We start from the raw sequence: 24728 nt of genomic DNA on the forward strand, positions 1-24728 counted from the left end.
ACGTAGGGTTGGTATACCGCTGCATACAAATATCGTTTGGCGGGCTCAAAAACGGTTTTGGCCCTCACGCGACCCAGTGATCACTCATGCATGAGGTTTAAGATGAGCTTGTACGCAGACTACCTGAAAGAAATCGAAGCTCGTAAAGAGCAAGGTCTCCACCCCAAGCCGATTGATGATGCGGCGCTCGTGAGCGAGCTGGTTACGCAGATCAAGGATGCGGGCAATGCGCACAGAGACAGCTCTCTTAACTTTCTGATCTACAACACGCTGCCCGGCACAACGAGCGCGGCGGGGGCCAAAGCGGCCTTCTTGAAAGAGATCATTCTTGGTCAGGCCGATGTGGCCGAGATCACGCCAGAGTTTGCGTTCGAGCTTTTGTCGCACATGAAAGGTGGCCCATCGATTGGTGTGCTGCTTGATATCGCTCTTGGCGATGATGCCGCCCTTGCCAGCCAAGCGGCAGAGGTTCTGAAAACACAGGTCTTCCTCTATGAGGCCGATACCGCCCGTATCGATGCGGCTTACAAAGCGGGCAACCCGCTGGCGAAAGATCTGCTGGAAAGCTACGCCAAGGCCGAGTTCTTCACCAAGCTTCCGGATGTACAGGAAGAAATCAAGGTGGTGACCTTTATCGCGGGCGAAGGCGATATCTCGACGGACTTGCTGTCTCCGGGCAATCAGGCGCACTCGCGCGCTGACCGTGAGCTGCACGGCCAGTGCTTTATCTCAAAGGCCGCTCAGGACGAAATCACAGCGCTCAAGGCGCAGCACCCTGACAAGCAGGTCATGATCATTGCGGAAAAAGGCACCATGGGTGTCGGCTCTTCGCGGATGTCTGGTGTGAACAACGTAGCACTTTGGGCAGGCAAGCCGGCCAGCCCCTATGTGCCATTCGTGAACTACGCCCCCATTGTGGCCGGGACAAACGGCATCTCGCCGATCTTTCTGACAACTGTTGGTGTGACAGGTGGTATCGGGCTTGATCTGAAAAACTGGGTCAAGAAGCTGGGAGCCGATGGCAAGCCTGTGCTGAATGATGCGGGCGACGCCGTTCTTGAGCAGGTGTATTCTGTTGAGACAGGCACGGTTCTGACGATCAACAGCAAGACCAAGAAGCTCTACAACGAGGCCGGTGACAAGGAACTGGTGTCGCTTGAAAGCTCGTTCACACCACAGAAAATGGAATTCATGAAGGCGGGCGGCTCGTATGCCATCGTCTTTGGCAAAAAGCTGCAAACCTTCGCCGCAGAGGCGCTCGGGGTTGAGCTTGAGTCAGCTTATGCACCTTCAAAAGAGATCCACAACGAGGGCCAAGGCCTTACGGCTGTTGAAAAAATCTTCAACCGCAACGCTGTTGGCGTAAAGTCGGACAAGCCGCTGCATGCGGGCTCTGATATGCGCGTCAAGGTCAACATCGTTGGCTCACAAGACACGACAGGCCTGATGACAAGCCAGGAGCTTGAGGCCATGGCGGCGACGATTTTGTCACCCTCTGTGGACGGAGCTTACCAATCGGGGTGTCACACGGCCTCTGTTTGGGACTTGAAGGCGCAGGCCAACACACCGCGCTTGATGAAATTCATGAACGATTTCGGCCTTGTCACCGCGCGTGACCCGAAAGATGCCTATCACGCGATGACAGACGTTATTCACAAGGTGCTCAACGACATCACTGTGGATGACCGCGCGATCATCATCGGGGGTGACAGCCACACGCGGATGTCCAAAGGCGTGGCCTTTGGGGCAGACTCAGGCACAGTGGCGCTGGCGCTGGCAACAGGTGAGGCGACCATGCCGATCCCTGAATCTGTGAAAGTGACGTTCAAAGGCAAGATGCAGGACCACATGGACTTCCGTGATGTTGTGCACGCCACGCAAGCGCAGATGCTCCAACAGCACGGTGACAACGTCTTCCAGGGCCGTATCATCGAGGTGCACATTGGCACGCTTCTGGCCGACCAAGCCTTTACCTTCACCGACTGGACAGCCGAGATGAAGGCCAAGGCCTCTATCTGTATCTCCAACGATGACACGCTTATTGAATCGCTCGAGATTGCCAAGAGCCGCATCAACATCATGATCGAAAAGGGCATGGAGCATGAAAACGGTATGCTGCAGAAGCTTGTCGATATTGCCGATGCCCGGATTGCGGAGATCAAATCAGGCGCGGTGCCTGCGCTGACGCCGGATGACAACGCGAAATACTTTGCCGAAGTGGTTGTTGACCTGAGCGTGATTGACGAACCGATGATTGCTGACCCTGACGTGAACAACGTGGATGTGTCAAAGCGCTACACGCACGACACCATTCGCCCGATCTCGTACTACAAAGCCGAGAAAAAGGTCGATCTCGGGTTTGTCGGCTCTTGCATGGTGCACAAGGGCGATATCAAGATCGTGGCGCAAATGCTGCGCAACCTTGAAACCGCCACGGGCAAAGTAGAGTTCAAAGCGCCGCTTGTTGTGGCTGCGCCGACGTACAACATCATTGATGAGTTGAAAGAAGAGGGCGATTGGGAAATCCTGCAGCGCTACTCCGACTTTGAGTTTGATGACTTTGCCCCAAAGAGCAAAGCGCGCACCGAGTATGAGAATGTGCTCTATCTTGAGCGCCCGGGCTGCAACCTTTGCATGGGCAATCAGGAAAAAGCGGCCAAGGGCGACACGGTTCTGGCAACATCAACGCGCCTCTTCCAAGGCCGTGTTGTTGAAGACAGCAACGAAAAGAAGGGCGAGAGCCTTTTGGCCTCAACGCCTGTTGTGGTTCTGGCGGCTATCTTGGGGCGCACACCAACGGTGGAAGAGTATAAGGCCGCTGTAGAGGGGATCGACCTTACGAAGTTTGCCCCACCGCAGCAGATCCCGCTGGGAACAGGCTCCGCACACTTCTAAACACCGTTTCTCACGCAAAACCGCCCCTTCCTGTCACTCTGTGACGGGGAGGGGTTTTGCATTGGCGCATGAATGTTATATGAAGCCGTATCGCGCGAAAGGTAGAAAAGATGACCGACGAGACAAAGGCCGCTGGCCCTGTAACCCCTGATGTTCTGACGGTGCCGCGCAAGCGCCCCGAAGGGCCTGACGGCAAGGTCAATATCGTTGGTCTGACACGTGAGGCGCTGCGCGCTGAATTTGCGCGCATTGGCACGCCTGAAAAGCAGCTGAAAATGCGTGTTAACCAAGTTTGGCAGTGGGTCTATCAGTGGGGCAAGCGCGACTTTAGCGTGATGACCAACCTTTCAAAAGGCTTTCGCGCCGAGCTTGATGCGCACTTTGTGATTGAGGTGCCCGAAGTGGTGACCAAGCAGGTCAGCGACGATGGCACACGCAAATATCTGGTGAAGATCGCAGGGGGCCATGAAGTCGAGGTGGTGTATATCCCCGAGACCAACCGTGGCACGCTGTGCATCAGCTCGCAGGTGGGCTGCACGCTGACCTGCACATTCTGTCACACGGGCACACAGAAGCTGGTGCGCAACCTGACCGCTGGCGAGATCATCGGGCAGGTTATGGTGGCGCGCGACGATCTGGACGAGTGGCCAGAGCCGGGCGCAAGCACCGCTGATGCGCCTGCGCGCCTGCTGTCCAACATCGTATTGATGGGGATGGGCGAGCCGCTCTACAACTTTGACAATGTGCGTGACGCGATGAAAATCGCGATGGACGGGGAGGGGATCAGCCTTTCGCGCCGCCGCATCACGCTGAGCACATCTGGCGTTGTGCCTGCCATTGCCAAGACAGCCGAAGAGATCGGCTGTTTGCTGGCGGTGAGCTTTCATGCCACCACCGATGAGGTGCGCGATGTGCTTGTGCCGATCAACAAGCGCTGGAACATTGAGGCTTTGCTGACGTCCTTGCGCGAATATCCAAAGCTGAGCAACTCCGAGCGTATCACCTTTGAATATGTGATGCTGAAAGGGGTCAACGACTCTGTGGAAGATGCGCGCCGCTTGGTAAAGCTGATCAAGGGCATTCCTGCCAAGATCAACTTGATCCCGTTCAACGAGTGGCCCGGCTCGGCCTATGAGCGCTCTGATTGGGACCAGATCGAGCAATTTGCCGATATCGTGCACAAGGCGGGGTATTCTTCGCCGATCCGTCGTCCGCGGGGCGAAGATATCATGGCGGCTTGTGGGCAGCTGAAGTCTGCAACAGAGCGCGAGCGCAAGTCACGCCGCCAGATTGAGGCAGAAGCAGGGCTGAACGGCTAAACTGCCTTGAAAATACCTCTCAAATCTTAATGTTTCCCCTTTTGTGCTAAATCAGCGCCACAGGGCTGAACAATGCTGGTTTTGTAAACAGTGTGTTTTTGCACTGAGGCAAAGGAGCAAAGAGATGATGAGCGATATTGAGACAATCCGTGATGTGGTGATGCGCGAGCGCAAGCTGGCCGTTTCTGACCGGGAGTGGAAGCACCGCCTGCGGGGCTATGGCTATGCGATCCGCGAGAGCGATAAGGGCCGTTTTGTGACCTCTGTGTTGCGCGGCAACGATCTCTGCGCATTGATGGGGTGATCGTGATGCAACCTGTTGTACACGCTTGTAACCCTGTGGTGATGCGCCAGATCAAAGCGCTGGTAGCGCCCATCCTGGGCAGCAGCGACACCCTGCAAGACCGTCAAAGGCGGCTCGCCCGCCTTGGCTTTACGATCTCGCGCAGTGAAGAGGGCAGCTATCTTGCAACCTTGCCCCACGGCCTGCGGATCATGACGCTCGGCTGAAGAAGCCGGGCGCTCACGCCCCAAGTTTTCCTGATACTGTCAGCATGAGCTATGTGTATGACAAAGAAAAACCCGCCTCAGAGCGGGTTCTCTTTATGTCTTTCACACTGTGAGCGGGCGCTCACGTGCAACAGATGCGTTATTTGCCCCATGTGCGGACGGGGCCGCAATCCATGTGAACGAAGTTTGAGCTCGAGTAGCGGCCAACACCGCCTGCGGCGCAAGAGGCGGCTGCGCGGCCCATTTGGCTGACCGAGCGTGAGGAGAGGCGCAAGTCAGCGGCCTGACCTTTGAGGTGAAGCGAATTCTTGGCAACACCGCTGGAGCGCGAGCGCAACATGGCGTTTGTTTTCGGGCTGCGGTAGCCCGAGAGAAGCAGATAAGGCTCGCTCACATCCAGAAGGTTGAGAGAGGCTGCCATGATGTCGATTGTGCGCAGGTCCATGTTTTTCACATCGCCTGTGCGCCAGTCGCGCATAAAATGGTTCACCTCTTGCACGGCATCTTTGATGTAGTCGCCTTCAACCCAGTAGATCATATCGATCTTTTCACCGGTGCGCGAAGAGTACATTTTGATGCGGCGAATGTCGCCCGATCCGCGCAGAAGCCCTGCGGCTTTGGAATAGGTTGGGGCCGCGACGAGCGCTGTGGCGGCAAAAGCCCCAAGCAAAGCACGTCTGGAAAAGCTCGTTGAGCTCGATGTCTGTTTCATGGTCATAGCGTCGTCCCGTCGCTCGTTACCTGTATCGCGGTGTGTCCCGCGTGTCCTACCTTCATCCCCCAAGATGTTGCAATCTTATGGCATACTTCGAATCAAGGGCCAAGATCAGTTTGCCCATATGATTGATTACTCTGAATTTTCGGCAAAATTTTGCTGAAAATCTGCAAAACTGCCCCATTCGGCCTGATTGTGAGGATTTGATGCATTAGTTCCCCTATCTGATGCGCTGATAATACAGTTGTGAGTGGACAGCGCATTTGAGCTATATCAAAAGAGAGTTCACGTCTGGTGAACAAAAACAATATCGAGTGGGGGCTCTATGTATTTTTCAGCAATCCGGTTTCACAGCTTTTTTCTAGCTGTTTTCGTCACGCTTGCGGGCTGGCTTATGGTGTCATCACCTGTTGCAGCCGAGGTGACGGCTTTTAAGCAAGCGGTGGCTGAAGCGGCGTCGCGCGATGATGATATTTCCGCGTTTTACCGCGCCAATGATTATGACCCTGTCTGGACAGGCAGTTTTGGCAAGGATGCGCAGCGCCGCAAGGCCCTGTTCAAAGCGATCGAGGCGGCTGATCTACATGGCTTGCCCGCCAAGCGCTATGACGCCGAGGGGCTGATGGCCAAGCTCAAAGCCGCCAATTCGCCACGCGCGCGCGGGCTTGTCGAAGTCGAGATGAGCAAAGTGTTCATCGAGCTGGCCCAGAATATGCAGACAGGCGCGCTTGTGCCCAGCAAGATCGACAGTGGCATTGTCCGCGCGATCCCGTATCGGGCGCGCGAGAGCTACCTTGTGAATTTTGTCAAATCAAACCCCAACAGTTTCTTTAAGGCCTTGCCGCCGCGCACGCCTGAATACGCGCGTCTGCTCAAGGCAAAGCTGCGCTTTGAAAAGCTCATCGCCTCTGGCGATTTCGGGGAGACCGTATCAGCCAAGTCGCTCAAGCCCGGTCAGTCGGGTGCATCTGTTGTGGCTCTGCGCGACCGTTTGAGCGCTATGGGCTATGTCGGCCGCTCGGTCTCACCCGAATATGACGCCACCATTCAGGCGGCTGTGCAGCAGTTTCAGCAAGATCACGGCCTTGATGCCGATGGTGTGGCCGGGGCTGGCACGATGGCCGAGATCAACACATCTGCCGCCGATCGCCTCAAGTCGATTATTGTGGCGCTGGAGCGCGAACGCTGGGTCAACCAAGACCGCGGCCAACGTCATATTCTGGTGAACATCACCGATTTTTCCGCCCGTATTGTCGACAATGGCAAAGTGACATTTGAAACCCGCTCTGTCGTGGGCGCCAATGACAGCGACCGCCGCACCCCCGAGTTCTCGGATGTGATGGAGTATATGGCGATCAACCCGACATGGAATGTACCCCGCTCCATTGCGACCAAAGAGTACCTGCCGATGATGCAGCGCAACCGCAATGCAGCTGGCCACCTCAAGCTCTATGACAGCCGCGGGCGTGAAGTGTCGCGCAGCAATATCAACTTTGCCAATTACACAGCGCGCACCTTTCCGTTCAACATCAAACAGCCGCCCTCACAGCGCAACGCGCTTGGGCTGGTGAAGTTTATGTTCCCCAACAAATACAACATTTACCTGCACGATACCCCCGCCAAAAACCTTTTCAGCCGCGAAACCCGCGCCTACAGCCACGGCTGTGTGCGCCTGAACGACCCGTTCGAGTTTGCCTATGCGTTGCTGGCCAAGCAGGAGAGTGACCCCAAGGCTGCCTTCCACAAGCACTTGGACACAGGGCGCGAGACCGCCGTGCAGCTTGAGCCGCAGGTGCCTGTGCATATCATCTACCGCACCGCCTTTACCGATGCGAAGGGTGGGACAAAGTTCCGTCGCGATATCTATGGCCGTGATGCCAAGATCTGGAACGCGCTTGCAAAAGCAGGGGTGGTGCTTCGGGCGGTTCAAGGATAATCCTTGAGGCCCATAAGCAGGATCGGGTCATGACCTATACGATTGAAACCATTGCCAGATCGCTTGGAGCGCAAGCTCTTGGCGATCTTTCTATTGAAATCGACTCTGTGGCAGAGCCGCAAGAGGCTGGCCCACGGGCTTTGGCACTGGCCATGAAACCTGCTTTTGCAGAGCGTTTGTCTGAAGGCGGGGCTTTGGCGGCTGTGCTTTGGGAGGGCGCTGACTTTGAAGCGCTTGGCCTCAAGGCGGCGATTATTCCGCCGCGCCCGCGCTATGCGCTCTCGGGCTTGAGCAAACAGTTTGATCCGGGCGAAAGCTACCCCGAAGGCATCCACCCCTCGGCCATAATCGACCCTGCCGCCGAGCTGGGCGAGGGGGTGCGTGTGGGGCCACTGGCGGTTGTTATGGCTGGTGCGCGCATTGGCGCGGGAAGCATCGTTGGGCCACAGGCCTTTATTGGCGCCTGTGCCACTCTTGGTGAGGGCTGTTTTATCCGCGAGGGCGTCCGCATCGGCGCGCGCACCACGTTGGGCGCGCGGGTTATTGTGCAGCCCGGCGCTGTTGTGGGCGGTGATGGCTTCAGCTTTGTGACGCCCGAGGAAAGCGCCGTGGAGCGCACCCGCGCCTCGCTCGGGGATCAGGGCACTGGCGAGAGCCAGCATTGGGAGCGTATCCATTCGCTTGGCGCCGTGCATATCGGAGATGATTGCGAGATCGGCGCGAACGCCTGTATCGACCGTGGCACAGTGCGCGACACGAAAATCGGCGCGCGCACAAAGCTCGATAACCTTGTTCATATTGGCCATAATGTTGTGATCGGAACCGACTGTCTGATTTGTGGGCAGGTTGGTATGGCGGGCTCATCCACCATCGGCAACAACTGTGTCTTTGCAGGGCAGGTCGGCCTGAACGACAATATCTTTGTCGGTGACAATGTCATCGCGGGGGGGGCCACCAAGATTTTCACCAATGTGCCCAAAGGGCGGGTTCTGCTCGGATATCCGGCTGTGAAGATGGAAACCCATGTGGAAACCTACAAGGCGATGCGGCGCTTGCCGCGGCTAATGAAGCAGGTGGCCGAGCTGCAAAAAGCGGTTTTCAAGAGTGACAAGAGCGACTAAACGGGCAGCAGACATACACTTGGGGGTGATATGAGCGTTCAGGACAAAGTCATCGAGATTATCGCGGAGCAGGCTGTCTTGGAGCCATCCGACGTGAGCATGGACAGCACGCTTGAGAGCCTTGGCATTGACAGCCTGGGCCTTGTCGAGAGCATTTTCGCGATTGAAGAGGCTTTTGATATTTCGATCCCGTTCAATGCCAATGCGCCCGACGCCTCGGAGTTTGATATCTCCACTGTGGCGAGCATTACCGCTGGTATCGAGGCGCTTATTGCTGCGCAAAAAGGCTAACCCGCATGAAGCGCGTGGTGATCACGGGGGCGGGTACGATCAACGCTCTGGCACAGAATGTGCCAGATACGCTCAAGGCCATGGCCGAGGGGCGCTGTGGCATCGGCCAGCTTGTGATGCAGGATGTCGAACGGCTCGCCGTTCAGATCGGCGCACAGGTGCAAGGCTTTGAGCCTGAAACACTGTTCAACCGCCAGCAGCTTTCGCTTTATGACCGTTTCACACAGTTTACGCTGATCGCCGCGCGTGAGGCGATTGCGCAGTCGGGGCTGGTGTTTTCGGGCGAGCTTGCGGCGCGCTCAGGGGTCATTCTGGGCAATTCGGGGGGTGGTATGACCACGCTCGATGAGAATTACCGCTCGGTCTATGAAGACGGCAAGAACCGTGTGCATCCCTTTGTGGTGCCCAAGCTTATGAACAATGCAGCCGCCAGCCATGTGAGCATGGAATTCAACGTCAAAGGCCCGAGTTTTACCGTGGCCAGCGCCTGTGCAAGCTCGAACCATGCCATGGCGCAGGCCTTTCAGATGGTGCACGGCGGGGCCGCGCCTGTGATGATCACGGGGGGCTCTGAAAGCATGTTGTGCTTTGGCGGCGTTAAGGCTTGGGAGGGCCTGCGCGTGATGTCTAAAGACGCGTGCCGCCCCTTCAGCGCCAACCGCAACGGCATGGTGCAAGGCGAGGGCGCGGGTGTGTTTGTCTTTGAAGACTACGAGCACGCACGCGCACGCGGCGCTGAGATCCTTGCTGAAGTGGCAGGGTTTGCCATGACATCCGATGCCGCCGATATTGTGATGCCCTCAAAGCAAGGTGCCGCGCGCGCGATCGCCGGCGCACTGCGTGATGCAAAGCTCAACCGCGAGGATGTGGGCTATATCAACGCCCATGGCACGGGCACGGCCGCCAACGACAAGACAGAATGCGCCGCAGTGGCCGATGCGTTTGGCGCCCATGCCGACAGGTTGATGATCTCGTCGACCAAATCGATGCATGGGCATCTGATTGGCGGTACGGGGGCTGTCGAGCTTCTGGCCTGTATCATGGCGCTGCGCGACGGCATCATAGCGCCCACGATCGGCTATGAAGAGGCCGATCCTGAATGTGCGCTTGATGTGGTGCCCAATGAGGCGCGCGAGGCCAAGGTTACGGCTGTGCTCTCGAATGCCTTTGCCTTTGGCGGGCTCAATGCCGTGCTTGCGCTGAAAAAGCTTTGAGCCACAAAAAAGCCGCCCGCATTGCTGCGGACGGCTGTTCAACAGACAGAAGTCTTACTTGAGGCTGAGGCTATCAAAGCCAGCGGTGAAGCCTGCCAGTGACATATCAAGCGTAACCACTTCGTCAGGTGCCGGGGCCGGACGCAGCAGAACTTTGGCTTTTGCGCCTTTTTTCATGGCGGCAATATCTTCATTTGTGAAGCCGACACGGGCAAAGCAGCCGATGGGGCTACAGAAGCTATAGGGGTAGCGGCGCGCGTTTCCATTGTCGATCTGGATTGTGAGCTGTGCCGAGAGCAAGGTTTCCAGCGGTACCAGAATATTGGCACCAGCAACGGCTTTGCCACCATCGGCCAGCGGGAAGATTGTGACTTCGGCAACATTGGTGCCTTGGTCGTCTTGCAAGACCTGGAACAGCTGGCACGGCTCATTGGCGGGCTCTGCCGTTTCAGCCAGATTGGGATCGCGCAAGCACTGCAATTTCCAGTCTCCAAACTCCTGTTTGATGTAGGGCTCTGGAATGGCCTCTTCGCCAAGGCTCAGATCATCTGGCGCTGGCGCGATGGCGGGTGCTGGTTCTTCAGCCGCTTGGGGCGCTGTCTCGTCTGTCGCTGTTTGGGCGTTGAGCCCAAGGGGCGCGGCCAAAAGGGCCATAAGGAGTGCTGTGCGATACGTGATTTGCATGAATTCTACCTGTTATTTCCGCTTAGCCCTCGCTTAGCACGCAGCTTCTCGAGTGTCAGCGCCAAAACAGTCGGGAGGTGCGCACAATCAGCGTAAACTTGCGCAAGAGGTTACTCTGCTGACATAAAATCGCGGGCTGTGTGAGGTGCTAAATCGTGCAGATTGCCAGAACATTCAGGGGCCCCATAGAAAAAGGAGCCGCAAGGCCCCTTCTTCGATTTTCTCTCCCCGTCGGACTTGGCCGACTTATATTGAGCCAAGCGTATGACACTCGGTCGCAGGCGTCAACAGGCTTTGAGCACAGGCGAAAAAAAGGGCCGCACCCGAAAGCGCGGCCTAGTCTGACAGGGAGGAAGTCAGCTTCGCACCAAGAGGACATGAGGCGCGAAGCACGCTTGATACTGAGGCCAAAACATTAAATTACTGTAAGGGAAGCGTTCGGAATCAGACGAACGCGTGTGGTTTAAGGGGAGACGGCTTTGACAGACGGGATTTTCATGGGCGGCGGCGGTGCTGCGCAAAACGAGGCGCAAGCGCTCAAACTGAAATACGCCAACCGCCACGGCCTGATTGCGGGGGCGACAGGCACTGGCAAAACCGTGACCTTGCAGATCATGGCCGAGAGCTTCTCCAACGCGGGTGTGCCTGTGTTTATGGCTGACGTGAAAGGCGACCTCTCGGGGCTGGCCAAAGCCGGCAGCGAGGCTGGAAAGCTGCATGGCGCGTTCACGAGCCGGGCCGAGAAGATCGGGTTTTTTGACTATACCTATGACAGCTTCCCCGTTACTTTCTGGGATTTGTTTGGCGAGCAGGGCCACCCCATTCGCACGACCGTGGCCGAGATGGGGCCACTGCTCATTTCGCGGTTGCTTGAGCTGACCGAGGCGCAAGAAGGTGTTGTGAACATTGCCTTCCGTGTGGCGGATGAGGAGGGCATGCCGCTTCTGGACCTCAAAGACTTTCAGGCGCTGCTTGTCTGGGTGGGAGAGAACAAAGACACGCTTTCGCTGCGCTATGGCAATGTCTCTGTTGCGTCCATCGGGGCGATCCAGCGGCGCTTGCTCGTGCTGGAAAACCAAGGCGGTGACAAGCTGTTTGGCGAGCCTGCACTGGCGCTGAGCGATATCATGGCTGTGGATGCAGAGGGACGGGGGCGCGTGAACGTTCTGGTCGCAGATACACTGATGTCTTCACCACGGCTCTATTCAACCTTTTTGCTGTGGTTGCTCTCTGAGCTGTTTGAAGAGCTGCCCGAAGTGGGCAACCCTGACAAGCCCAAGCTCGTGTTCTTCTTTGATGAGGCGCATTTGCTCTTTGAGGGGGCGCCCAAGGTTTTGGTGGATAAGGTCGAACAAGTGGCGCGGTTGATCCGCTCCAAGGGGGTGGGCGTTTATTTCATCACACAAAACCCCGATGATGTGCCTGATGATATTCTGGGCCAGCTGGGCAACCGTGTGCAACACGCGCTGCGCGCCTTTACGGCGCGTGACCAGAAGGCGCTGCGTCTGGCGGCACAGACCTATCGCCCCAACCCGCGCTTTGACATTGAAGAGGCCATTCGCGATGTCGGTGTGGGCGAGGCTGTGACGTCGTTTCTGGAAGACAAGGGCGTTCCGGGGATCGCCGAGCGCACGTTGATCCGCCCGCCCAGCTCGCAGCTGGGGCCGATAACGCCTGCCGAGCGTGCCGCTGTGATCGGGTCTTCCCACATTGCAGGCAAGTATGAGGCGCTTCTTGACCGCCACTCAGCCTTTGAAATGCTGTCCGAGCGTGCCGCAACAGCCGCGCGTGAGGCCGAGGCCGCCGAGCGTGCAGAAGAAATGGCCGAAGAAAAAGAGCGCGAGTTCAAGGCCGCGCGGCGCTATGAGGGCGCAGGCGTGTCCCGCTCGTCCTCGCGCAGCAGCCGTGGTGACAGCTTTGGCGAGGCTCTGACAAAACAGGTCATAAAAGAGCTCAAAGGGACAACGGGGCGTCGCATTATCCGCGGTATTCTCGGTGGCCTCTTCAAGGGCCGCTAAACGCAGCTGGTGTTGGGCGCACGCTCTTTTGCGCCCAACCTATCGGCTTATTTGGCGTCTCTGGCTTTGCTCTGTTGCTCAAGGCTCAGCACCCGAATGGGCACGCTCATGAGGCCGACAAAACCCGCAGCCAGGACCGCCGAACTGGCAAAGCTGATGCCTGCAAAAATGCCGAGCGTGTAACGCGAGGACAGCGGTGCAAACAGCACCTCAAGAAAGGTGAGTGGCTCTGTCTGTGCAAAGGTCAGCGTGACAATCGCGGCCTCTGTGAGGATGGCCACAACGCCCACACCCGCGCCAAAGACAGCGGCAAAGACGAGCCTGTCTTGCCCGTTCATCCGCGTTCCGAGCGTTCTAAACACCATGGGCGCAATCCGGCTTGAGAAAAACAACGGGCTGATCGCAGCAAGGCGCATCCACAGCGATGGATACCACTTGACCTCGCCCTTGGGCATATAGACCCAAAGGCCGACAAGCGCTGCGCAGACGACAGCAAAGAAGGCAACGCCAACAAGGGCGGGGCGGGCAAGGGGCTGCATGGGTTACTTCTCCGGTATCAGGCCACGCGGGCTGAACCTGAGCACGCAGAGCAGAATGATGCCCATTGTCAGCAGGCGCATATGCGCAGCAGAGTCCAACAGATGCGCTTTGACGGCGCTGCCCTCGGCCATGCCCGAGGTTATGAGCGTGAGGAAGGCAAGCCCCATCGGCTCGACCTGAACCCAGAAGAACCAGATCACAAAGCCACCAAGCACGGCCCCAAGGTTGTTGCCTGAGCCGCCCACGATCACCATGAGCCAGACAAGGAAGGTAAAGCGCAGCGGCTGATAGGAGGTGGGTGTGAGCTGGCCATCCAGCGTGGTGATCATCGCGCCAGCAATGCCGCAGATGGCAGAGCCGAGAATGAAGATCTGCAAATGGCGCGCCTTCACGTCTTTGCCCATGGCTTCAGAGGCGTTCTCATTGTCGCGGATTGCGCGCATCATGCGGCCCCAAGGGCTTTTGAGCGCGGCTTGTGCCATCAGAAACAGGATGAGCAGAACAACAGCAAACAGGCCCGCATAAAGCAGCTTTACCCAGAGGGTTGAGGCCGTGACAGGGTCAATGCCGAAGCTTTCGGCCTGCGCAACAAAAGCAGGTGAGCTTTGCAGATCAATCTCATAGGGCACAGGGCGGGGCAGGCCGATCACGTTCTTGACGCCGCGCGCCATCCAGTCTTCGTTCTTCATCACAGCAATCACGATCTCGGCGATGCCGAGCGTTGCAATGGCAAGGTAATCAGAGCGCAGGCCAAGTGCTGTCTTGCCAATGATCCATGCCGCACCAGCCGCAAACAGGCCACCTATGGGCCAGGCCAGCAGCACAGGCAGGCCAAGGCCGCCAATATTGCCCGAAACAGCAGGGTTGATCGCCTCGACTGCCTCTACACCGCCGTCAAACACAGCGCGGAAGGCAAAGAAGCCAATGATCAACACCGCCAGAACGGCGAGTGTGCGGGTGCGGCCTGCGTCCATACGTTGAAACAGCAGAACCGTTGAGATGATGCTCATCACACCAAGGCCAAGGCCCAGCAAGATACGCACGCCGCCCGCGCTCCAAGCGCCTTCAACAGGGGGCATGGAGACGAGCACTGTGGCAAGGCCACCCAGAGCCACAAAGCCCATGATCCCCACGTTGAACAGCCCGGCAAACCCCCACTGAAGGTTCACACCAAGCGCCATGATGGCCGAGATCAGCCCCATGTTGAGAATAAACAGAGCCGAGTTCCACGACTGCAAGATGCCTGTGCCCACAATAAGAAGGGCGACAAGCGCGAAATAGATGGTGTTGCGGAGTGTCTCGTTCATACCGACTGCCCCTTGAATAGACCTGTGGGTTTGAAAATGAGCACGATCAGAAGGATCACGAAGCTCACGGCAAATTTGTAGTCGGTGCTGAGAAGCTGCACCAAACCATCGGGCTCAAGCCGCTCCGGCATTGCGTAGACGAGCACTTTTTTCCAAGCGTAAGTCACGGTGACTTCAGAGAAAGCGATGACGAAGCCGCCCGCAATCGCCCCCAGCGGGTTGCCAAGGCCACCCACGATGGCCGCCGCAAAGATGGGCAGCAGAAGCTGGAAGTAGACAAAGGGTTTGAACGTCTTATCAAGGCCATAGAGCACACCTGCGATGGTTGCGAGAGTGGCCACGATGATCCAGGTGACCATCACAACACGCTCTGGGTTGATCCCTGAGAGAAGCGCGAGGTCTTCATTGTCTGAATAGGCGCGCATGGATTTGCCCGTGCGCGTGCGGTTGAGAAACCAGAAGAGCGCAGCCACCACAACAATCGCGGTGACAAGCGTAATACCTTGGGTTGTCTTGATGGCAAGGCCCTCTTGCAGCCCTGTCATTTCCTTGAATGTGCGCACCGAGACGATGAAACGCTCGCCATCGGCAAAGCGCTGGTCATCCGGGCCGATGATAAACCGCACGAGGCCGTTCATGATAAACATCACACCCATCGACACGATCACAAGGATCACGGGCTTGGCCTTTTGCTCGCGGTAGAATTTGTAGACAACACGGTCGGTGAGCAACAAAAGCCCGATACAGCCCAAGATCCCGAAGGGCAGGGCCAGAAGCGCTGTGGGCAGAGGGCCAAAGCTGATGCCCATGCTCTGGAACCACCATGTGAAGAGCACAGTCACCATAGCGCCAAAGGCCATTGTGTCGCCGTGGGCGAAGTTTGAGAACCGCAGGATACCGTAAATCAGCGTCACCCCGAGCGCGCCAAGCGCAAGCTGTGCGCCGTAGGCTGTAGCAGGGATAAGAACAAAGTTGGCCAGAGCCACAAAAGCGTTGAGTAGGTCCATTAGAAGGCTCCTTCACACGTGCCGAGATACTGGATCGCGCGCGGCCCAGCGTTGAGGTGTCCGCTCAGGCGCGCGGCCTCGGGCGTGATTGACATGAGATATTCTGTGCCTTTGGCGGCAGCAAACATTGTGATGAGCGCAGGCTCTGTCTTTTTGGCGACAATGATCCAGTCACCTGCCTCCGTCGAGATGCTGTTGTCCTCCAGCTGCACTTCCAACATGAATGTAGAGGGCGCGCAGCTGTCGGCCTCGTAGCACTCGGTGTCAAATCTGCAGAGAAAGGCCGCGGCAGGGCTTGCGGCAGCAAGGCTTGCGCCAAGACAGAGGGCTTTCAGAGTGGCAGCTTTGCAGCGCATCCTCAGCCCCCCAAGAAGCTACGGCGCACGTCAGGGTCGGCCAGAAGCTCTTTGCCTGACCCTGTGTGCGCGTTGGCACCTTGCACAAGAACATAGCCTTTATCCGCGATTTCAAGCGCTTGCCGTGCGTTTTGCTCGACCATCAAAATCGGGATACCCGTGCGCGCCACATCAATGATGCGGTCAAACAGCTCGTCCATCACAATGGGCGAGACACCCGCTGTCGGCTCATCCAGCATCAAAAGCTTGGGCTTGGTCATCAGCGCGCGGCCCACGGCCACTTGCTGGCGCTGGCCGCCCGAAAGCTCGCCTGCGGCCTGATTGCGCTTTTCTTTCAGGATCGGAAAGAGATCATAGATCTGTGTCATCGTATCCGAGAAATCATCGGTGCGGATGAACGCGCCCATCTCAAGGTTTTCTTCCACCGTGAGAGAGGTGAAGATATTGGAGGTCTGGGGCACAAAGCCCATGCCCTTCACAACGCGGTCTTGCGGGGACAGAGCGGTGATGTCTTCGCCATCAAGCGTCACAGAGCCTTCGCGCAGGTTCAACATGCCGAAGATCGCCTTCATGCCGGTTGATTTGCCCGCGCCATTGGGGCCAACGATCACAGCGATCTCGCCGCGATCTACGGATATGGTGCAGTTGTGCAGGATGTCGGGGCCATCTTTGCCATAGCCGCCTGTCATGTTCTCACCGATCAGGAAGGGCGCATCGTCACGGCCTTTCCTGGCCGCGCCGCCTTTGCGGTGCACAATCTCGCCTGCCCCTTTCGGGTTGCCGATCGAGCGGTCTTTGTTGCCGCGATCGTCTTGGTATGGGTTGGAGGTCATGCGCCCACCTTGTCTTTGTTTTTAAGCCCTGTGCCGAGGTAGGCCTCGATGACTTCGGGGTTTGCCTTGATCTCGTCCAGCGTGCCTTCGGCCAGCACGCGGCCCTCGGCCATACAGATAACGGGGTCACAGAGCATGCCGATAAAGTCCATGTCATGTTCGATCACAACAAAGGTATAGCCGCGCTCTTCGTTGAGGCGCTTGATGGTGTCCGAGATCGTGTAGAGCAGCGTGCGGTTCACGCCTGCGCCCACCTCGTCGAGAAAGACGATCTTGGCATCCACCATCATGGTGCGGCCCAGCTCCAGCAGCTTTTTCTGCCCGCCCGAAACCTGACCTGCCTTGTGGTCGGCCAGATGTTCGATGGTGAGAAACTCGAGCACTTCATCAGCTTTGGCCCGCAGCGCACGCTCTTCATCGGCGATGCGCTTGCGCCCGAACCATGTGTTCCACAGCGTTTCACCCGACTGGCCCGCAGGCACCATCATCAGGTTTTCACGGCAGCTCATGGACGAAAATTCATGCGCAATCTGGAAGGTTCGCAGCAAGCCCTTGTGAAACAACGTATGTGGCGGCAGGCCGGTGATGTCCTCGCCATCCATGATCACGCGCCCCGACGTGGGCGGCAAAACACCAGCGATCACGTTAAACAGCGTGGTCTTACCCGCTCCGTTCGGGCCAATCAGGCCCGTGATAGAGCCTTGTTCTATGCTCAGCGTAGCGCCGTCAACAGCATGAAAGCCGCCAAAGTGCTTATGCAGATCATGCACCTCGATCATGCATGTCTCCCCCCGATTGTCGTATTTCAGATATGCAAAACAGCCCGAAGCAAGCCTCGGGCTGTCTATTGCTCAGGTCAGAACTCAGCGGTAGCCGATTGTCGAATAGACGCCATCGGCGAATTCGATTTCCTGATAGTTACCGGCTGATTCACCCGCACCAACAAGCTCAACCGCAGTTGCGCCGACATAGTCGATGTCTGTGCCTGCTGCGATGAGATCAAGCGCTTTGGCCAACTCGCCCGGGAAGATTTGCTCGCCCGGTGCGTTTGCCAGATCCATGATGTGGTCTTTGTAGTCAGCTGAGGCTGTCGAGCCTGCTTTTGCCATCGCCATCATGATGAGCGCAGCCGCATCGTAGCTCTCTGGCGAGAACGCGCCTGTGCCGTCAAAGCCGGCGGCTGTGGCCATCTCAAGAAACACGCCAGCGCCTTTGCTGTCTGTCCCCGGATATGCACCGAACGAGCCGTTGAGCTCTGCGCCGAAGTTTTCATTCAGCTTCGTGCCGACCATGCCGTCGGGGAAGTAGAATGTTTCAAACGCGCCTGTGTCCAGAGCGGAGCGCACGATGCCCGAGCCGCCTTGGTCAACATAGCCCGCGACGACGAGCACTTCGCCACCCGCTGACGCAAGGGCGCCAACTTCAGCTGAGTAGTCGGCTTTGCCATCTTCGTGGGCCGAAACGATTGTGACCGTGCCACCAGCCGCTTCAAACTCGGTCTGGATCGCATCGGCAAGGCCTTTGCCGTAGTCGTTGTTGGTGTATGAGATCGCGATTTCTTTGAAGCCGCGGTCTTGCAGGATGTTTGTCACGATCACGCCCTGGCGCGCATCTGATGGCGCTGTGCGGAAAAACAGGCCGTCATCTTCGGCGGTTGAGAGGCCAGGGGATGTGGCTGACGGCGAGACCATGACGATACCGTTGGGGCGGGCCACGTTCTGAAGGATCGCGCCAGTCACGCCTGAGCAATCTGCGCCCATGATGCCGGCAACGCCGTCTGATGTGACAAGACGCTCGGCTGCCGATGTGGCGGCGGCGGCGTCGATGCAGGTTGAGTCAGCGCGCACGGGGGTCACAGAAGACCCGCCCATGAATTTGCCGCTGTCTGTCACTTCTTGCATGGCAAGCTCAGCACCGGCCGCCATGGCAGGTGTGATTGATTCTAGTGGGCCAGTGAAGCCGAGGATGATGCCGATTTTGACATCTTCTGCAAAGGCTCCGCCAGCCATAAGAGCTGTTGTGGCTGTCGCCATAAGTAGTTTTTTCATTTTATTCTCCCAAGTCATGTTTTTGTTTTTGACTGTCCGTCAGAATAGCGCAGCCGTTTAAAAAGAAAAGCAGCATTTTGCAAAGGTTGACCAAGCGTTAGCGTGGCCAACGCTTGGTCAGGGCGCTCAGATCACACAGACATCCAGCGGCGGAAAGCCGTTGAAGCCCACACTTGAGTATGTGGTGGTGTAAGCCCCCGTGTTGCGGATCAGAACACGGTCACCAGCCACAAGGTCGAGCGGCAGCAGAACGGGGCGCTTTTCATACATCACATCGGCGCTGTCACAGCTTGGCCCAGCCAAGATACAGGGGCCTTCGGGGCCTCCGTCTTTGTCTGTTTCCAGCTGATAGCGGATCGCTTCACCCTCGGTTTCGGCAAGGCCCGAGAAACGCCCGATATCCAGATAGACCCAGCGCGCCAGATCATCGGCTGATTTGCGCGAGACAAGCAGCACTTCAGCGACAATCACGCCCGCCTCCGCCACAAGCCCGCGGCCAGGCTCGGCCATAATGTGGGCCGGTGCTCCGAAAAGCGCATCGACCTGCGCCATGACATTTGCCGCATATTCTGTCGGGGCTTCGATGGTCTCGCCGTAAAACGCGGGGAAGCCGCCGCCAATATTGAGCAGCGTAAGCACATGGCCTTGCGCCTGTGCGGCGTGCCATGTCTTGGCAATGGCGGCCAGCGGGGCGGCCCACATCTCGGCGCGGCGGGTTTGTGAGCCGACATGAAACGAGAAGCCCACAGGCACAAGGCCCAGCGCGCGGGCCTGCGTGAGCAGCTCAAGCGCCATTGCGCCATCGCAGCCAAACTTGCGGCTGAGCGGCCAGTCGGCCTCTGATACCCCCACAAGCAAGCGGATGTAGACCTGCGCTGCCGGGGCATGTGCGGCGATTTTCTCAAGCTCGGGCGCACTGTCAGCCGCAAAGAGGCGGACGCCAACGCCATAAGCATAGGCAATGTCAGAGGCGCGTTTGACCGTATTGCCAAAAGAAATCCGGGCAGGCGCAGCGCCTTGGGCAAGGCAAAGCGCGATCTCGCCGCGCGAGGCGGCATCAAAGCTTGCGCCTTCCGCCACCAGCGCCGCAAGGATCGCAGGCTCCGGGTTGGCCTTTACGGCATAATGGATATGAGCCCGGCCAAGACCCGCCTTGAGGCGGTGATACTGCGCGCGCACGCGGTCAGTATCCAGCACCACAGTGGGGCGCTCAAAGCTATGGGCGTTGATATAGTCATCCAAACGTGAGGGCACGGCAGAAGAAAGAGGCGCAAAAGCGCCAGCAGGTTGCATCGTCATGGGTCATCTCCAAATAGACCCGGCCAAGGATATGGCCGCTCAGTTCCACAGGGAGACGTTACCGTCGCTACGTAAACACGTGTGCGTTGATGCTACAGGCCAGAGGCGCGTGCGTTGGCGTCTATATTTTCGCCATATGAGGCCAAAAGTGAGTCGCGACAATATGGAAAATGCAGCGCGCCAAACTTTCTCTGAAGCCTTGCAAAATATGGCTGAAAATCCTCATTCACGCGCATGTCAGTTGATTGCGCGCCGTGCTGCGCTACTTTGAGATTATGAAACATATTTTACTCGCAGCCGCCCTCATGCTGCCTTTGCCTGCCCATGCGCAGGAGATTGGCCAGATCACCGAAATAGCCTCGGGCCTGAACGGGCCGTGGAGCATCGGGTTTCTGCCTGAAGGCGATGTGCTGGTGACGGAAAAGCGCGGCAAGCTGTGGCGGATCGCCCGCGACGGCACGCGCCGCGAGATCACAGGGCTGCCCGCGTCTGAAGACAGGGGGCAGGGCGGCTTGTTTGATGTGCTGCCCGCGCGCGACTTTGCGGCAAACGGGCGGATTTATCTCAGCTATGCCAAAGCAGGCGCGGGCACAGCCGTCAGCATGGCGCGTCTTGAGGGCGACAGGCTCGTGGATGTCATCGAGATATTCGAGATGCAGACCGACAGCACAGGCGGGCGGCACTTTGGCGGGCGTCTGGCCGAGGCGGACGACGGCAGCGTCTTTCTCACCATCGGGGACCGTGGCGACAGACCCAGCGCCCAAGACCCCGCGCGCCATAACGGAAGCATCATCAGGATTGACCCCGAGCGCGGCTCGGTCGCCATCACAAAAGGCCACCGCAACCCGCAGGGGCTTGCCTTTGACGCTTCAGGCCAGCTTTGGGCGCATGAACACGGCGCGCGCGGCGGAGACGAGATCAACCGAATTGAGGAGGGCAAGAACTACGGCTGGCCCATTATCTCTTACGGCAGGCACTACTCTGGTGCCAAGATCGGCGAAGGCACGGCCAAAGACGGCTTTGAGCAGCCCGTGTTCTACTGGGATCCCTCTATCGCGCCCTCGGGCTTTGCCATTCACTCTGGCACCAACTGGCCAGACATGCAGGGGCGTTTCCTCGTCGGCTCGCTCAAGTTTGACCATATCGCCGTGTTGGCGGCAGGCGGTCGCGAGCAGACAGGTATGATCCAGTCTCGCGAAACCCAGCGCGTGCGCGATGTGCGCGAAGGACCTGAGGGCGGCATCTGGTTTCTGAGCGAAGGGCGTGGCGCGCTCTACAGGATCGACCCGAAGTAGAGCATAGCGGCTTTACGGGCTTTGCCCCAGTGGCTAGAGTTTTGCCATGGATGGTTCTTTTGTTACGTTTACAGGCTTGGCAGCGCTCTTTGTCTTTGGCGCATCCAAGCTTTGGGACTTGCTGCGAGAGCAGCGGCACTCAGAGCGCATGACCAAATCCTACATTCGCGGATTGTTCGCCGAAATTGACTTTAATACCACCGACCTGAGGCGCTTCAACGAAGCCTCGCTGGATTATGGGGATCTGCTCAAAGCCTTCCAGGCCAACGCAGACCTGATCCCCCATATTACCGATGCGCGCCACACGGTCGTTTATGCCGACAATATGTCAAGGCTGAGCGATTTGCCCGATGCGTTCATCCGCGATGTTGTGGAGTTTTACGGCGATCTTGAAAAAATCCGCGAAATCATTGGCGGCTTGGACAAGGCCAGCTTCAAAACCATATCTGCGCAGGGAAAGCTCAATGTTATCAAACGTTTGTTTCGCCGCACAGAAGAAACGCAGCAGCTTGGAGAAGACCTGCTTAAGCGCTTTTGTGAGGCGTTTCGCGATTTGGGGTTGAGCTGCAAACACACAAAGCCGAGCGAACTCTCACTGGAAGAGCGCACAGCGAAGTTAAAGTCAGATCTCGATCGGATCAGGTTGCGTCATAATCTACCTCAATAATGCTGCTTGTGATGCAGCTGCTTCTACCTAGCGCTTTTTGCCCCAAAAATCAAGTATCCTAGATCGACAGCCGCGTCGCCTGTGAGCCGCGCTCGCGGTAGGGGGTCGTGTTGTAATGGGCGCGGTAGCATTTGGAGAAATGCGAGGGCGAGGCAAAGCCACAGGCCAGCGCCACATTGATCACGCTCATATCTGTCTGCATGAGCAGGTTGCGCGCTTTTTGCAGGCGCAGCTCCATATAGTAGCGCTTCGGCGAGCGGTTGAGATAGCGGCGGAAGAGGCGCTCAAGCTGGCGGGTCGACATGCCCACATCGCGCGCAAGGATTGCGGGGCTGATCGGCTCTTCGATATTGCTTTCCATCATCTGGATCACAAGGCTCAGCTTGGGGTGGCGCACGCCAATACGGGTCGGCACCGAAAGACGCTGGGTGTCTTGGTCGGTGCGGATGGAAGAATAGATCAGCTGGTCTGCGACCGCATTGGCCAGCTCTTCGCCGTGGTCATCGGCAATGATCTTGAGCATCAAATCAATCGAGCTTGTGCCGCCCGCTGTGGTGAGGCGGTTCTTGTCTATCACAAAGACAGATTTGGTCAGCTCGACCTCGTCAAATTCCTCGGCAAAACTGTCCTGGTTTTCCCAGTGGATCGTGGCGCGCTTGCCATCAAGCAGACCTGCCTTGGCCAGCGTGTAAGCCGCTGTGCACAGCCCGCCAATAATCGGCCCCTTGCGGGCCTCGCGGCGCAGCCACGAGACAAGGCGCTTGGAGGTGGCCGCCTGAACATTGATCCCGCTGCACACTAGCACTGTGTCGTCGCGCATCGTGTCATCAAGATCCATATCCAGTTTGAACTCTGTGCCCGCAGAGCAGGTGACTGTCGTGCCGCCTTCGCCTGCGAGCTTCCACTCATAGAGCGGGTGCTCCGCCATACGGTTGGCAATCCGCAAGGCTTCAATTGCGGAGGCAAAGCTGAGCAGCGTGAAGTTTTCCAGCAAGGCAAAGATAAACCGCCTTGGTTTCTCCGGGGTCTTCTCAAGCTTGATTGTCGGGCGTTGTTGCAGGCTCATTGTGGGGCTTTCGCAATTCGAACACGGCACGCATGTGTCGCTTTTTGTCACTTGGGCAGAGGTTTGCTCCTGCGTCAAGACATCACATGCCGCAAAAACGTCACCGACGGTGCATATCGTTTCTTTGGCCCTGCGCAAGCGCATTTCATTTCTGATATGGTTTTTAGGCCAAGCCAGCGCTATAAGGCGGCTTCGCAAGACTTGAAGTGGAGTAAAGACAATGACGGAATGGCTTAAATCTGGCTGGCGCAACAAGCCTCGGGTCCAGATGCCCGACTATACCGACCAAGCCCAGCTTGAAGCGGTTGAAGGACAGCTTTCAAAATATCCGCCGCTTGTCTTTGCGGGCGAAGCGCGCCGCCTCAAGGCCCATCTGGCCGCTGCTGGGCGCGGTGAAGCCTTTTTGCTGCAAGGGGGCGACTGCGCCGAGAGCTTTGACCAGTTCTCCGCCGACGCGATCCGCGACACGTTCAAGGTCATGTTGCAAATGGCCATGGTGCTGACATACGGCGCCAAAGTGCCTGTGATCAAAGTGGGCCGCATGGCGGGGCAGTTTGCCAAGCCGCGTTCAGCCCCCACAGAGACGGTGAATGGTCAGGAGCTGCCAAGCTACCGTGGCGACATCATCAATGATCTTGATTTCACGTCAGATGCGCGCATTCCTAACCCTGAGAAAATGCTGAAAGCCTATATGCAATCCGCTGCAACGCTCAACTTGCTGCGCGCGTTTTCGACAGGCGGTTTTGCCGATATGAACCGTGTTCACTCCTGGACGCTTGGCTTTGCCGAAGGCGAAGGCGCATCGCGCTACGGAGATATCACGGCACGCATTCAAGACAGCATCGATTTTATGGCAGCTGCGGGAATCACGGGTAAAACCACCCACGAGTTCAGCTCTGTCGAATTCTACACCAGCCATGAAGCGCTGCTTCTGGAGTATGAAGAGGCGCTGACACGTCTTGATAGCACGTCAGGCAACTGGCTGGCTGGCTCTGGCCATATGGTCTGGATCGGCGATCGGACCCGCCAGCCCGATGGCGCCCATGTCGAGTTTGCCCGTGGCGTGCTCAATCCCATCGGTATGAAATGTGGCCCCTCGATGGAGCCTGACGACCTCAAGCGCCTGATGGCCACGCTCAACCCTGAAAATGAAGAGGGCCGCCTCACGCTGATCGCGCGTTTTGGTCAGGGCAAAGTGGGAGACCACCTGCCAAAACTCATCCGCGCAGTGGAAGAAGAGGGGGCCAAAGTGGTTTGGGTCTGTGACCCGATGCATGGCAACACCATCAAGTCGTCCTCTGGCTACAAGACACGCCCCTTCGGGCAGGTGCTGGGCGAAGTGCGCGAATTCTTTGCGGTGCACAAAGCCGAAGGCACCCAGCCGGGTGGCGTCCACTTCGAGATGACAGGTCAGGATGTGACCGAGTGTACAGGTGGCGTGCGTGATGTGACAGATGAAGATCTCTCAGATCGCTACCACACAGCCTGCGACCCACGCTTGAACGCGTCGCAGTCGCTTGAGCTTGCCTTCCTTGTGGCGGAAGAGCTGACAAGCTTGCGCAAGGAAACGCTCGCAAAAGCAACAGCTTAAATCACTTTTGCGGCGC

The 24728-nt window shown here is 57.7% G+C and carries 23 protein-coding genes; 12 read left to right on the forward strand and 11 right to left on the reverse strand.

Features of this window, described 5'->3' with window-relative positions; all coding sequences use genetic code 11:
• Window positions 1-102 precede the first annotated feature (102 nt).
• The 4 genes from ACTG3X_RS07010 (at window position 103) to ACTG3X_RS07025 (ending at window position 4724) form a co-directional block, all read left to right on the forward strand.
• A complete protein-coding gene (locus tag ACTG3X_RS07010; RefSeq protein WP_439110533.1) occupies window positions 103-2895 on the forward strand; it encodes a bifunctional aconitate hydratase 2/2-methylisocitrate dehydratase in 2793 nt (930 codons plus the stop codon).
• Between the two features lie 110 nt (window positions 2896-3005).
• Window positions 3006-4214, forward strand: coding sequence for a 23S rRNA (adenine(2503)-C(2))-methyltransferase RlmN (gene rlmN, locus ACTG3X_RS07015; protein WP_439110534.1), 1209 nt, complete (start codon window positions 3006-3008; stop codon window positions 4212-4214).
• Between the two features lie 127 nt (window positions 4215-4341).
• Complete coding sequence (locus tag ACTG3X_RS07020) at window positions 4342-4518, forward strand: hypothetical protein (RefSeq protein WP_439110535.1); 177 nt, start codon at window positions 4342-4344, stop codon at window positions 4516-4518.
• A gap of 5 nt (window positions 4519-4523) precedes the next feature.
• Window positions 4524-4724 carry a hypothetical protein gene (locus ACTG3X_RS07025; RefSeq protein ID WP_439110536.1) on the forward strand — a complete coding sequence of 67 codons (201 nt, stop codon included), beginning with the start codon at window positions 4524-4526 and terminating at the stop codon, window positions 4722-4724.
• Window positions 4725-4863: 139 nt separating this feature from the next.
• Here the strand turns inward: ACTG3X_RS07025 and ACTG3X_RS07030 are convergent, their stop codons facing one another.
• On the reverse strand, window positions 4864-5442 hold the full coding sequence (locus tag ACTG3X_RS07030; RefSeq protein WP_439110537.1) for a YcbK family protein: 579 nt from the start codon (window positions 5440-5442) through the stop codon (window positions 4864-4866).
• Window positions 5443-5764: 322 nt separating this feature from the next.
• Here ACTG3X_RS07030 and ACTG3X_RS07035 point away from each other — a divergent pair, with 322 nt between their 5' ends.
• Genes ACTG3X_RS07035 through ACTG3X_RS07050 form a run of 4 tightly spaced genes read left to right on the forward strand, consistent with a single transcriptional unit; the run spans window position 5765 to window position 10001 of the window.
• Window positions 5765-7375, forward strand: coding sequence for a L,D-transpeptidase family protein (locus ACTG3X_RS07035; RefSeq protein ID WP_439110538.1), 1611 nt, complete (start codon window positions 5765-5767; stop codon window positions 7373-7375).
• A 29-nt stretch (window positions 7376-7404) separates the two neighbouring features.
• Window positions 7405-8496 carry a UDP-3-O-(3-hydroxymyristoyl)glucosamine N-acyltransferase gene (lpxD, locus tag ACTG3X_RS07040; protein WP_439110539.1) on the forward strand — a complete coding sequence of 364 codons (1092 nt, stop codon included), beginning with the start codon at window positions 7405-7407 and terminating at the stop codon, window positions 8494-8496.
• Window positions 8497-8526: 30 nt separating this feature from the next.
• Window positions 8527-8787 (forward strand): acyl carrier protein, encoded by a 261-nt coding sequence (locus ACTG3X_RS07045; protein ID WP_439110540.1) that lies wholly within the window; start codon window positions 8527-8529, stop codon window positions 8785-8787.
• Window positions 8788-8792: 5 nt separating this feature from the next.
• A complete protein-coding gene (locus tag ACTG3X_RS07050) occupies window positions 8793-10001 on the forward strand; it encodes a beta-ketoacyl-[acyl-carrier-protein] synthase family protein (RefSeq protein ID WP_439110541.1) in 1209 nt (402 codons plus the stop codon).
• A 54-nt stretch (window positions 10002-10055) separates the two neighbouring features.
• On the opposite strand, the gene ACTG3X_RS07055 is transcribed toward ACTG3X_RS07050, so the two are convergent.
• Complete coding sequence (locus tag ACTG3X_RS07055; protein ID WP_439110542.1) at window positions 10056-10685, reverse strand: invasion associated locus B family protein; 630 nt, start codon at window positions 10683-10685, stop codon at window positions 10056-10058.
• Window positions 10686-11182: 497 nt separating this feature from the next.
• Between ACTG3X_RS07055 and ACTG3X_RS07060 the strand changes: the two genes are divergently transcribed.
• A complete protein-coding gene (locus ACTG3X_RS07060; RefSeq protein WP_439110613.1) occupies window positions 11183-12703 on the forward strand; it encodes a helicase HerA-like domain-containing protein in 1521 nt (506 codons plus the stop codon).
• Between the two features lie 47 nt (window positions 12704-12750).
• Here the strand turns inward: ACTG3X_RS07060 and ACTG3X_RS07065 are convergent, their stop codons facing one another.
• From ACTG3X_RS07065 to ACTG3X_RS07100, 8 genes are all read right to left on the reverse strand, one after another.
• Entirely contained in the window at window positions 12751-13242 is a 492-nt protein-coding gene (locus ACTG3X_RS07065; RefSeq protein WP_439110543.1) for a hypothetical protein, read from the reverse strand.
• A 3-nt stretch (window positions 13243-13245) separates the two neighbouring features.
• A complete protein-coding gene (locus tag ACTG3X_RS07070; RefSeq protein WP_439110544.1) occupies window positions 13246-14550 on the reverse strand; it encodes a branched-chain amino acid ABC transporter permease in 1305 nt (434 codons plus the stop codon).
• Window positions 14547-15557: a branched-chain amino acid ABC transporter permease gene (locus tag ACTG3X_RS07075; protein WP_439110545.1), complete on the reverse strand. Its 1011-nt coding sequence runs from the start codon at window positions 15555-15557 to the stop codon at window positions 14547-14549. The genes ACTG3X_RS07070 and ACTG3X_RS07075 overlap by 4 nt, the downstream gene beginning before the upstream one ends.
• Window positions 15557-15913, reverse strand: coding sequence for a hypothetical protein (locus ACTG3X_RS07080; protein ID WP_439110546.1), 357 nt, complete (start codon window positions 15911-15913; stop codon window positions 15557-15559). Before ACTG3X_RS07080 ends, ACTG3X_RS07075 begins: the two co-directional genes overlap by 1 nt.
• 2 nt (window positions 15914-15915) lie before the next feature.
• Window positions 15916-16746 carry an ABC transporter ATP-binding protein gene (locus tag ACTG3X_RS07085; protein ID WP_439110547.1) on the reverse strand — a complete coding sequence of 277 codons (831 nt, stop codon included), beginning with the start codon at window positions 16744-16746 and terminating at the stop codon, window positions 15916-15918.
• Window positions 16743-17525 (reverse strand): ABC transporter ATP-binding protein, encoded by a 783-nt coding sequence (locus ACTG3X_RS07090; RefSeq protein ID WP_439110548.1) that lies wholly within the window; start codon window positions 17523-17525, stop codon window positions 16743-16745. The genes ACTG3X_RS07085 and ACTG3X_RS07090 overlap by 4 nt, the downstream gene beginning before the upstream one ends.
• A gap of 84 nt (window positions 17526-17609) precedes the next feature.
• Window positions 17610-18794 carry an ABC transporter substrate-binding protein gene (locus ACTG3X_RS07095; RefSeq protein ID WP_439110549.1) on the reverse strand — a complete coding sequence of 395 codons (1185 nt, stop codon included), beginning with the start codon at window positions 18792-18794 and terminating at the stop codon, window positions 17610-17612.
• A 126-nt stretch (window positions 18795-18920) separates the two neighbouring features.
• Window positions 18921-20093 (reverse strand): type III PLP-dependent enzyme, encoded by a 1173-nt coding sequence (locus ACTG3X_RS07100; RefSeq protein ID WP_439110550.1) that lies wholly within the window; start codon window positions 20091-20093, stop codon window positions 18921-18923.
• A gap of 275 nt (window positions 20094-20368) precedes the next feature.
• Between ACTG3X_RS07100 and ACTG3X_RS07105 the strand changes: the two genes are divergently transcribed.
• Window positions 20369-21388, forward strand: a complete 1020-nt coding sequence (locus tag ACTG3X_RS07105; RefSeq protein ID WP_439110551.1) for a PQQ-dependent sugar dehydrogenase — start codon at window positions 20369-20371, stop codon at window positions 21386-21388.
• Between the two features lie 46 nt (window positions 21389-21434).
• Window positions 21435-22055: a hypothetical protein gene (locus tag ACTG3X_RS07110; RefSeq protein ID WP_439110552.1), complete on the forward strand. Its 621-nt coding sequence runs from the start codon at window positions 21435-21437 to the stop codon at window positions 22053-22055.
• 58 nt (window positions 22056-22113) lie between these two features.
• Here the strand turns inward: ACTG3X_RS07110 and ACTG3X_RS07115 are convergent, their stop codons facing one another.
• Window positions 22114-23121 carry a GlxA family transcriptional regulator gene (locus ACTG3X_RS07115; RefSeq protein ID WP_439110553.1) on the reverse strand — a complete coding sequence of 336 codons (1008 nt, stop codon included), beginning with the start codon at window positions 23119-23121 and terminating at the stop codon, window positions 22114-22116.
• A 220-nt stretch (window positions 23122-23341) separates the two neighbouring features.
• On the opposite strand from ACTG3X_RS07115, the gene ACTG3X_RS07120 reads away from it, so the two are divergent.
• Complete coding sequence (locus ACTG3X_RS07120; RefSeq protein WP_439110554.1) at window positions 23342-24712, forward strand: class II 3-deoxy-7-phosphoheptulonate synthase; 1371 nt, start codon at window positions 23342-23344, stop codon at window positions 24710-24712.
• The last annotated feature ends 16 nt before the right edge of the window (window positions 24713-24728 follow it).

The sequence above is a fragment of the Lentibacter sp. genome (genome assembly GCF_965658795.1).
Taxonomy (GTDB): Bacteria; Pseudomonadota; Alphaproteobacteria; order Rhodobacterales; family Rhodobacteraceae; genus Lentibacter.